The organism is Cellulomonas soli (genome assembly GCF_052036975.1).
Taxonomy (GTDB): Bacteria; Actinomycetota; Actinomycetes; order Actinomycetales; family Cellulomonadaceae; genus Cellulomonas; species Cellulomonas soli_A.
Map to the genome: position 1 here is coordinate 102,944 of NZ_JBQIAR010000014.1, position 10,522 is coordinate 113,465.

Genomic DNA, 10,522 nt, shown 5'->3' on the forward strand with positions numbered 1-10,522 from the left:
GGCCTGGGCCGGGTCTGCGTCAGCCCCGCACGCCGACCTGCGCCGCTGCCGACACGTCCCCGCGGATCACCGCGTCGATGAGCTGACGGGCCCACGCGAGCAGCTCGTGGCCCTGCAACGGCCGACCGCCGATGCGCGCGGTCGTCGGGTACGGCACCAGCACGGTGCGCACCGCGGGCTTGAGCACCGACCCCGGGTAGAGCCGCTTGAGCCGCAGCTGCGCCGACTCGGGCAGGTCGACGGGGGCGAACCGCACGAACTTGCCCTGCGCGGTCACGTCGCTCAGCCCGGCCGCCCGCACGTGCAGGCGGAACTCCGCGACCGTGAACAGGTTGTCGACGGCGGGCGGCACCGCGCCGTACCGGTCGACCAGCTCGGCCTTTACCTCCGACAGCGTCGCCGCGTCCGCGGCACCGGCGACCTTCCGGTACGCCTCCAGGCGCAACCGCTCGTGCGCGATGTAGTCGTGCGGGATGTGCGCGTCGACGGGCAGCTCGATGGTGACGTCCGGCACCTCCTCGGGGGTGTCGCCCCGGAAGCTCGCCACGGCCTCGCCCACCATGCGCACGTACAGGTCGAAGCCCACGCCCTCGATGTGGCCCGACTGCTCGCCACCGAGCAGGTTGCCCGCACCACGGATCTCCAGGTCCTTCATGGCCACCGCCATGCCCGCCCCGAGGTCGGTGTTGGCCGCGATGGTCTGCAGACGGTCGTGCGCGGTCTCCGTCAACGGACGCTCCGGCGGGTACAGGAAGTACGCGTACGCCCGTTCGCGGCCACGGCCCACACGCCCGCGCAGCTGGTGCAGCTGGGACAGTCCCAGCAGGTCCGCCCGCTCCAGGATCAGGGTGTTCGCGTTGGAGATGTCCAGGCCGGTCTCGACGATGGTCGTGCAGACCAGCACGTCGAACCGCTTCTCCCAGAAGTCGACGATCACCTGCTCGAGCTGGTGCTCGTTCATCTTGCCGTGCGCCACCGCCACCCGGGCCTCGGGCACCAGCTCCTGCAGCCGGGAGGCGGCGCGCTCGATCGAGTCGACCTTGTTGTGCACGTAGAACACCTGGCCCTCGCGCAGCAGCTCGCGGCGCAGGGCAGCGGTGATCTGCCGCTCGTCGTACGCGCCGACGAACGTGAGCACCGGGTGCCGCTCCTCGGGCGGGGTGGCCAGCGTGGACATCTCGCGGATGCCGGTCACGGCCATCTCGAGCGTGCGCGGGATCGGGGTGGCCGACATGGCCAGCACGTCGACGTTGGTGCGCAAGGCCTTGAGCGTCTCCTTGTGCTCGACGCCGAACCGCTGCTCCTCGTCGATGATCACCAGGCCCAGGTCCTTGAACCGGATCTCGCCGGTGATCAGCCGGTGCGTGCCGATGACGACGTCCACCGAGCCGTCACGCAGCCCGTCGACGACCTCCTTCGACTCCGCCGCCGACTGGAACCGGGACAGTGCCTTGACGGTCACGGGGTACGGCGCGTACCGCTCGGCGAACGTGTCCAGGTGCTGCTGCACGAGCAGGGTCGTGGGCACCAGCACCGCCACCTGCTTGCCGTCCTGCACGGCCTTGAACGCCGCCCGCACCGCGATCTCCGTCTTGCCGTAACCGACGTCGCCGCAGACCAGGCGGTCCATCGGGACGGTCTTCTCCATGTCGGCCTTGACCTCGTCGATCGTGGCCAGCTGGTCCGGTGTCTCGACGTACGCGAACGCGTCCTCCAGCTCGCGCTGCCACGGGGTGTCCGGGCCGAACGCGTGCCCGGGGGTGGCCATCCGGGCCGAGTAGAGGCGGATCAGCTCGGCGGCGATCTCCTTGACGGCCTTGCGCGCCTTGCCCTTGGTCTTGGCCCAGTCCGAGCCGCCCATCTTGTTCAGGCTGGGCGCCTCACCACCGACGTACTTGGTCACCTGGTCCAGCTGGTCGGACGGCACGAAGAGACGGTCCCCCGGCTGCCCCCGCTTGCTCGACGCGTACTCGATGACGAGGTACTCGCGCGTGGCCGCGTTGGCCCCCGTGCCGATGGTCCGCTGCATGAGCTCGACGAACCGGCCCACCCCGTGCTGCTCGTGCACCACGAAGTCGCCGGGCCGCAGCGCGAGCGGGTCGACCATGTTGCGGCGACGGCTGGGCATGCGCCGCATGTCCTTGGTGGACGAGCCGGCCCGGCCCGTCAGGTCGGACTCGGAGAACACGGCCAGGCGCAGGTCAGGGGCCACGAAGCCCGGACCGACCGCCGCCGGCACCACGAGCACCACGCCGCCCTCGGGGGCCTCGGGCAGGGAACCCACCAGCCGCGCCGGGACGTCGGCCGCCTTGAGCTGCTCCACCATGCGCTGCGCCGGGCCGTGGCCCTCGGTGGCCAGCACCAGCCGCCAGCCGTCCTGCTGCAGCGTGCGCACGTCGGCCACCGCACGGGCCACCTCGCCGCGGTAGCGCTCGACCTCACGGGCAGCGACCACCAGCGTGGTGCCCTCGCCCGTCGGCGCGGGCGAACCGAGCCCGTCGTCGTGCCCCTGCGCCGCGGCGTCGGCGGCGTCCACGGCGTCGGCGTCGAGCGTGAACGGGCTCAGCGTCCACCAGCCCAGGCCGCGCACAGCCGCGAGCGCCCGGACCTCGGCGAACGAGTGGAAGGACGCGGCGGACAGGTCCAACGGGGTCGCGGCCCCGGCGGCGGCGCTGGTCCACGCGGCGGCCAGGAACTCCTGCGTGGTGGCCACCAGGTCGTGCGCGCGGCGGCGCACCCGCTCGGGGTCGGCCAGTACCAGCAGCGAGTCGTCGGAGACCAGGTCGAGCACCGGCACCATCTGCTCCACGAGGGCCGGGGCCAACGACTCCATGCCCTCCACGGCGATGCCGGCCGCGAGCTTGTCGAGCATGTCCGCGGCCCCCGGCAGCCGCTCCACGAGGGCCGCAGCCCGTGCCCGGACGTCGTCCGTGAGCAGGATCTCGCGGCACGGCGGCGCCCACACGCCGTGATCGGCGACCTCGAGGCTGCGCTGGTCGGCCACCGCGAACCAGCGGATCTCCTCGACGTCCTCGCCCCACAGCTCGACGCGCAGGGGGTGGTCCTCCGTGGGCGGGAACACGTCCAGGATGCCGCCGCGCACGGCGAACTCCCCCCGCTTCTCGACCATGTCGACCCGCGAGTACGCGGCCGCGACCAACCGCTCGGCGACGTCGCTCAGGTCGACGCGGTCACCGGTGGCGATGGTCACCGGCTCCAGGTCGCCCAGGCCCGCCACGACCGGCTGGAGCATGGCCCGCACCGGCATGACGAGCACCCGCACCTCGCCGGTGGGCCCACCGTCCGACGTGGGGTGCGCCAGCCGCCGGAACACGGCCAACCGGCGGGCCACGGTGTCGCTGCGCGGCGAGAGGCGTTCGTGCGGCAGCGTCTCCCACGAGGGCAGCACCGCGACGGCGTCCGGCGGCAGGTAGCAGCGCAGCGCGTCGGCGAGCTCGTCGGCGTCCCGCCCGGTGGCCGTCACGACCACCAGCGGGCGTCCGCGCTCCCCCGCCAGGGCCGCCAGCAGCGGCGGTCGCACGCCCGCGGGGCCGACCACGTCGACCTCGCCGCGGGCGCGGACGTGCTCGAGCGCAGCCGCGGCGGCCGGGTCGGACAGCAGGGTGGGCAGCAGGCCGGTGAGGTCCATGGGGTTCCTTCGGCGGAGGTCGTGGGCGTGCCGCGCCGCACGCCCGGACGGGCACGTGCAGCACGAGCGCCCCGGCTCCACAAGGGAGGCGGGGTGTGGCCCCAGCCTACGAGCGCGCGCCGACAACCAGCCGACGGCCGCCCGGTCAGCGACCGGCAGCGGGCCTGCAGCAGGCCGCCCTGCCGGGGCCGTGGGCGAAGAGGGGAGCAGGCGGGTGAATTGCCCTGCCAGGGCGTGGACGGGTCCGCGCACGGAGCTACGGTGGTGACACCGAGATGTCCGATCTGCGCACTTTCGGCCGGTGGTCGGCCTCAGCGGAACGTGAGCGGACGACCCAGCGAGCGAGACGACGTGATGGCAGCCCAGACCCGCACCCTGCGTGCCCCCCGCGACCCCGCGGCACGACGAGGCCCGGGACGGCGCGACGGTGCCGGGGCACGCGTGGCCGCAGCGTCCACGCTGGTCGTCGCCGCACTCCTGCTGGCCGGCTGCACCGGCCCGGGGGGCGACCAGGACGCACCGTCGGGCGGGACCTCCACCGGCGGTTCGGTGGCCTCCCCCGACACCGCGAGCAGCACCACGGGCTCCGGCACCGGTTCTGACTCCGGCTCCGGCTCCGACCCGGGCTCGCCGGACGCGGAGACCGACACCGAGACCTCGAACCCGAAGTTCCCCGGCCACAGCGCACCGGCGACCCTGCCAGGCCTGGACGGGGTGCGCACCACGAGCGCCGCGACCCTCACCGGCGCCCTGCCTGCCACGGCATCCGCCCGCGGAGGCCTCGTCACCGGCTTCCCCGAGCAGGTCCTGCCCGCCGGGACCAGCCTCGACATCGTCTCCAGCTCGGTGTCGGCCGAGGGCGCACGCCTGCAGATCGGGCTCGAGGCCGGTACGGGCGCCGGAGCGGACGACGTGCGCGCGGCGTTCACCGCCACCCTCGAGGCCCTCGGCTTCACGGCCGAGGCGAGCCCCGCCCTGCCCGGTGACGCGGCGACCGCGTTCGTGCACGGCGACGAGGGCCTGGTCCTGACCACGCGTGAGCGCACCGGCGGCGGGACGGAGCTGTCGGTGGCCGGCACGCTCGAGACGACACCGTGAGGCCGAACGCCCCGACCACCGCTGCGCCCGACCGCCCGGGGCAGGACACCTCGCACGACGAGCACGCGTCGCACGACGAGCACGAGGCGCGCAGCACCGGCACCCGTCGGCTGCCGCCCACCGACGCCGGCACGGTCGAGGCGGCCCGCGCCGCGCGGGCGGCACGCGCGGCCCGCGGCAGCCGCGTGTCGTCGACGGTGGTCACGATCGGCGTGGTCAGCCTGCTGACGGACATCTCCTCGGAGTCCGTCGCCGCGATCCTGCCGCTGTACCTGACCACCGCGCTGGGCATGACGACGTTGGCGTACGGGTTCGTCGACGGGCTCATGCAGGGCGCCAGCGCACTGGTCCGCATCGGTGGCGGCTGGGCGGCCGACCGTGGGGACCACCCCAAGTGGGTGGCGTTCCTCGGCTACGGGCTGTCGGCCCTGACCCGCGCGGGGCTGCTGCTGACCACCGGGTTCGTCGCCATCACCTCGCTGGTGGCCGTGGACCGGTTGGGCAAGGGCCTGCGCACGTCGCCGCGCGACGCGATGATCGCCGCGTCCAGCACCCCGCGGAACCTGGGGCGTTCGTTCGGCGTGCACCGGATGCTCGACACGGTGGGAGCGGCGGTGGGTCCGCTGCTCGCGTTCGTGGTGCTCTGGCTGCTGCCCGACGGGTACCACACGGTGTTCGTGATCTCGTTCGGGTCGGCGGTGATCGGCCTGGCGGTGCTGGGCCTGCTCGTGCCCGACGTGCGTCCGCGCAAGGCCTCGTGGTTGACCGCGCACCAGTCGCGCGCCGAGCGCTCGCTGCCCAGCTGCAAGGGCTGCTCGTGCAGCGACGGCGCGGTGCCCTCGCTCACGGAGCGCCCGTTCAGCTGGCGGTTCCTGACCGAACCGGGGCTGCGTCGGCTGCTGGTCGTGGCCGGCGCACTGGCGCTGCTGACCATCGGCGACGGCTTCATCTACCTGTCCCTGCAGGCTCGGGACGGATTCGCGACGCAGTGGTTCCCGCTGCTGTACGTGGGCACGAACGTGGCCTACATGCTGCTGGCGGTGCCCGCCGGCCGGCTGTCGGACCGGGTCGGTCGGGCACGGGTGTTCGTGTGGGGGCACGCGATGCTCGGTGCGGCCTACGTGTGCGCGGCCTTCGGCGGTGCGTCGGGTGCGACGACCTTGGCGGCACTGGCGCTGCTCGGCGCGTTCTACGCCGCGACGGACGGCGTGCTGGCCGCGGTGGTCGGTCAGAGCGTCGCCCCGCAGGTGCGGGCCTCGGCGATCGGCACCGCGCAGACGGTCGTCGCCGTCGGTCGGATGGCGGCCTCCGCGGCGTTCGGCGTGCTCTGGTACACCCTGGGTCGTCAGCCGGCGATAGTGTGCGTCGCCATGCTGCTCGCCGTGGCCGTCCCCGTGTCCTGGTTCGCCGTGCGCCGGTTCGAACCGCCGATCGAGGACGGTCCGTCGCAGACGTCGGCCGTCGGCACCGCGACGAGCGCGCCGTGAGGCGTCTGCCGCCCCGCGTGGTCGCGCTCGTCGCGATCGTGGCCGTGGTGGTGCTGGGCGTCGGCGCGTACGTGTGGTCGGCGGCCCGCACGCAGCGTGCCGCCACCGAGGCGGCACCGAGCGTGGCGTCGACCGACCTGGCCTCGGTGCTCGACGGCCCGTACGTGCTGTTCCGCAACACGCTGCCCGGTGCGCAGTACGGCCTCGTGGCGGCCGTGCCGCTGGACGACCCCGCGGGTACCCGCGCCTTCACCGACGTCGCCTGCGACCGCCTGTACCACGCAGAGGGCCTGACCTCGTGCCTGCGGACCGTGCGCGGGGTGGCCACGACGTTCGAGGCGGTCGTGCTCGACGAGCAGTGGCAGGAGGTGCAGAGCTGGCCGCTGCCGGGCATCCCCAGCCGCACCCGGCTGAGCCCCGACGGGTCGCTGGTGGCCACCACCGCGTTCGTCACCGGCCACTCGTACGCACAGGTGGGGTTCTCCACGGAGACCAAGATCCACGGGACCGACGGCACCGACCTGGGCAGCCTGGAGTCGTGGACGTTCCTGGTCGACGGCGAGCCGTTCACGGCGGCCGACCGCAACTTCTGGGGCGTGAGCTTCGTGGACGACGAGCTCTTCTACGTGACGGCGGCCTCGCAGTCGGCGGACACGACCTGGATCGCCACGGGGTCGGTGTCCGAGCGGACCATCACCGCGCTGCGCGCCGGCGGCGAGTGCCCGTCGGTCTCCCCCGACAGCTCGCTGGTGGCCTACAAGAAGGTCCAACGGGTCGAGGACGCGCAGAAGGTCTGGGCCTACGCGGTGCTCGACCTCGACTCCTCGGACGAGACGCTCTACCCGGTGACCGAGGGGTGCGACGACCAGATCGAGTGGCTCGACGACTCCACGATCCTGTACGGGCTGCCGCGCGCCGACGAGCCCGGGACGACGGACGTCTGGTCGTTGGACATCACGACCCCTGGTGCCGAGCCGCAGCTGTTCCTCGAGGGCGCGTGGTCGCCGTCGATCGTGCGCTGACCCGCAGCGAGCCGCACGCACGACGGAGCCCCCGCCCTCCCGCGCACGGGGGACGGGGGCTCCGGTCGAGCTGCCCTCAGGTCAGAGCGTGATCGCGGCGCCGTTGTCGGCCCACGTGTTGTTCGTCCAGGTCACCGGCACGTTGACGCGCACCGGGCCGTAGGCGGCACCCCGACCGAACGTGTTGTTCGTGAACGAGATGTTGCTGATGAAGTACTGGCCGTTGTTCCCGTCGACGCAGAACACGGTGTAGTTGCCACCGGCGAGGTAGTTGTTGTCGATCGTCACCGGGCCGTTGGTGCTGCCACCCAGGTCAGGGGCGATGAACAGGGCCGCGTTCGCCGAGCTCGTGGTCGACAGGTCGATCACGTTGTGGCGGATGACCAGGTTGACCACGCCGTACTGGACCTGCCCACCGTCGGCGTGCGCACCGGCACCCGGCTTCAGGTCGTGGATCCAGCTGTCCTGCAGGACGACGTTGCTGCCGAACTTCACACCGTCACCGGTGTTGGAGTGCACGTTGACGCGGTACGCCTTCCAGCTGTCGAACCCGATCGCGTTCTCGAAGCCGTAGATCTCGCTGTCGAAGATCGTCACGGAGCCCGAGCCGCTGGTCTGCACGCCGGTGCCGGAGCCGCTGCCGTGGATGCGCGAGTTCTTGATGACGACGCCCGGGGCGTTGATGTAGACCGAGCCGGAGATGTCCAGGCCGTCGATGACCGTGTTGGCGGTCGTGACGGTGAGGCCGCCGGAGGCCTTCAGGGTGGTGCCGGCCGGCACGCCGGTGGTGGTGGCGCCCGGACGGGCGGTGCCGACGCTGGTGCCGGGCGTGGTCGTCGGTGCGGGCGCCGGGGCGGTGGTCGCGGTCGGCGTCGGGGTCGGCGCCGGGGCGGTGGTCGCGGTGGGCGTCGGGGTCGGCGCGGGGGCGGTGGTGGCCGTGGGCGTCGGGGTCGGCGCCGGGGCGGTGGTGGCCGTGGGCGTCGGGGTCGGCGCCGGGGCGGTGGTCGCGGTCGGCGTCGGCGCGGGAGCCGTCGTCGGAGCCGGTGCGGGGGCCGGCGCGGTGGTCGTGGCAGCCGGCGTGAACAGCACGTCGACCCAGTAGTTCGTCGACTTGTAGGTCGACTTCGGGAAGGACCCGGTGCCGTAGGTGTACCGACCGGCGTTGGTCGACGGGACGCTCAGCGAGGGGCTGGCCGAGGTGCCCGTGAACGACTGGGTGTAGGCGTAGCGGCCCTTCGGGGCCAGGTACGAGGCGACGAAGCTGGCGCCCTTGGTGACCTTCACCGGGGTGGCGAACTGCACGGTCTGCCAGCCGCTGGTCGTCTCGTTGACGAACGTCGCCTTGGCGAGCCGCTTGCCGGCCGAGGTCCACAGCGAACCGACGTGGGTCCCCTTGTTGTCGGCGGTCTTCCAGAACTTCACGCCGCTGACGACGCCGTCGGCGGTGGCGGTGAAGGCCGTGCCGAGCTCGACCGACGACGCATCGGCCAGGTCGACGGACGCCTGCGAGGCGGCTGTCGTCGTCCAGATGGACTGCGTCGTCGTGGTGGTCGCGGCCGCGGCGGGCTGCGTGACCGCGGCCGTGACGGCGAGGGCTGCGACTGCGGTCGCACCGAGGGCACGGAGGACGAGTCGTCGTCCGCCGCTCCAACTGAGATTCGTGCTCATTGTGTTCCCGTCATCAAGCGGTGCGCGGAGGGGCGCACCGGGTGGAATGAGACCGGCGACCACGAACAGGACACGCGCCCGCAAGGCGTGCAACCTTCCGAAGTCCGACCCACCCTCATGAATCGGCCGCGATGTCCTACCCCTGAGGGGTGCGACCCGTCTCGGTCGTCGGCCGTCGGTCCCGTGCTGCGCGGGGTGGCGCGTCCCCGCGCTGCCCCGTGATCACCGACCGGCCGCCGGTCCGAGTCGGCCGCGTCAGGCCTGGGGCCCGGGCTGCGCGACATCGGGCCAGGTGACAGCTTCACGACATCGCCAACGAGTGTGGGACACAGGCGAATATGCTCTGCCGCGAGCAAATCCTGCGGGAGGTGGGCCTTCACGCAAATGCCGCACAACGGGCACGGGATCTGGGCAAGAATGCCGCAAGATCTTCACCCGCTGTTCGAAGCAGAATCGGCGGGAATGGTGCACAATGTCCGATTCGCGAGGGATGTGAACGAGCACATCCGGACGCTTCGGGCACTCGTTCACCCGTCTGGCCGCAGGGTGAAATCGACCCGCCCGCCCCTGTCGGCTGCCGCCCCCACCGGCACGCGCCGTACCGTGATCGTGCCCGGGATGCCCCGATCGTCCACCCGAGATCCCGATGCCCGCCGTCCCGCGCCGATGCCCGCGCACACCCGAGGAGCCGAAGCCGATGCCCGCACGCGCCCAGCAGGACGCGACCGCCCCCGGCACGCGTTTCGCCGCCCCGCACGAGCACGCCCGGGTCGCCGTGCTCGTCGTCACCTACAACAGCGCGGACGACATCGACGCCCTCGTCGCCTCCCTGCGGGTCGAGGCGGCGCAGCTCCCGCTGCGCGTGCTCGTCGCCGACAACGGCTCCTCGGACCTCACGCTCGCGCATCTCGCGGAGCACCCCGACGTGCAGGTGGTGCCCACCGGCGGGAACCTCGGCTACGCCGGCGGCCTGAACACCCTGCTCCCCCTCGTCGGCGACGTCGAGGCCGTCCTGGTCCTCAACCCGGACCTCGTGGTGCGACCCGGCGCGGTCGCCGCCCTCCTGGCACGCCTCGACGACCCCCGCGTGGGTGCGGTCGTCCCGTGCATCCTCGAGCCCGACGGCACCCCCTACCCCTCGCTGCGCCGCGAGCCGACGGTGCTGCGCACCCTGGGCGACGCCCTCGTGGGGCGGCGGTTCCCGGGCCGCCCGCCCTGGGCGTCCGAGACCGACCGCACACCCGCGCACTACACCCACCCGCACCCCGTGGACTGGGCCACCGGCGCCGCGCTGCTCGTCCGGGCCGGCACCGCGCACCGGCTGGGCCCCTGGGACGAGCGCTACTTCCTGTACTCCGAGGAGACCGACTACTGCCGGCGGCTGCGCGAGACCGGGCAGCAGATCTGGTTCGAACCCGCCGCGCAGGTCGTGCACAGCCGAGGGGGGTCCGGCAGCTCGGCCGCCCTGGTGGCCCTGCAGGAGGCCAACCGCGTCCGCTACGCCCGCGCGCACGGCTCCGCCCTGCACGCCCAGGCGGTGCGCGGGGTGCTGCTGCTCAAGTCAGGTCTGCGGGCGCGCGACCCGGGCCACCGGGTCG

The 10,522-nt window shown here is 73.1% G+C and carries 6 protein-coding genes; 4 read left to right on the plus strand and 2 right to left on the minus strand.

Annotated elements, in window-relative coordinates; translation table 11 throughout:
- Positions 1–19: 19 nt before the first annotated feature.
- The gene (mfd, locus tag ACTHAM_RS14415) at positions 20–3,649 is read right to left on the minus strand and encodes a transcription-repair coupling factor (protein WP_440688650.1); all 3,630 of its coding nucleotides are present in this window, start codon (positions 3,647–3,649) and stop codon (positions 20–22) included.
- Positions 3,650–4,003: 354 nt separating this feature from the next.
- On the opposite strand from mfd, the gene ACTHAM_RS14420 reads away from it, so the two are divergent.
- From ACTHAM_RS14420 to ACTHAM_RS14430, 3 genes are read left to right on the plus strand one after another with little or no spacing between them, the layout of a single operon-like run.
- Positions 4,004–4,747, plus strand: a complete 744-nt coding sequence (locus ACTHAM_RS14420; RefSeq protein WP_440688652.1) for a hypothetical protein — start codon at positions 4,004–4,006, stop codon at positions 4,745–4,747.
- Positions 4,744–6,234: an MFS transporter gene (locus ACTHAM_RS14425; protein ID WP_440688654.1), complete on the plus strand. Its 1,491-nt coding sequence runs from the start codon at positions 4,744–4,746 to the stop codon at positions 6,232–6,234. Before ACTHAM_RS14420 ends, ACTHAM_RS14425 begins: the two co-directional genes overlap by 4 nt.
- Complete coding sequence (locus tag ACTHAM_RS14430) at positions 6,231–7,256, plus strand: hypothetical protein (protein WP_440688656.1); 1,026 nt, start codon at positions 6,231–6,233, stop codon at positions 7,254–7,256. Before ACTHAM_RS14425 ends, ACTHAM_RS14430 begins: the two co-directional genes overlap by 4 nt.
- A gap of 81 nt (positions 7,257–7,337) precedes the next feature.
- On the opposite strand, the gene ACTHAM_RS14435 is transcribed toward ACTHAM_RS14430, so the two are convergent.
- Positions 7,338–8,924, minus strand: coding sequence for a DUF4082 domain-containing protein (locus ACTHAM_RS14435; protein WP_440688658.1), 1,587 nt, complete (start codon positions 8,922–8,924; stop codon positions 7,338–7,340).
- Positions 8,925–9,621: 697 nt separating this feature from the next.
- Between ACTHAM_RS14435 and ACTHAM_RS14440 the strand changes: the two genes are divergently transcribed.
- On the plus strand, positions 9,622–10,522 hold a 901-nt coding region (locus ACTHAM_RS14440; protein ID WP_440688660.1), incomplete at its 3' end, for a glycosyltransferase family 2 protein.

What these genes read in the sequence shown, in the direction of transcription:
- mfd (WP_440688650.1), bottom strand. Translation starts at nt 3,649, where the DNA reads ATGGACCTCACCGGCCTGCTGCCCACCCTGCTGTCCGACCCGGCCGCC.
- ACTHAM_RS14435 (WP_440688658.1), bottom strand. Translation starts at nt 8,924, where the DNA reads ATGAGCACGAATCTCAGTTGGAGCGGCGGACGACGACTCGTCCTCCGT.
- ACTHAM_RS14420 (WP_440688652.1), top strand. Translation starts at nt 4,004, where the DNA reads ATGGCAGCCCAGACCCGCACCCTGCGTGCCCCCCGCGACCCCGCGGCA.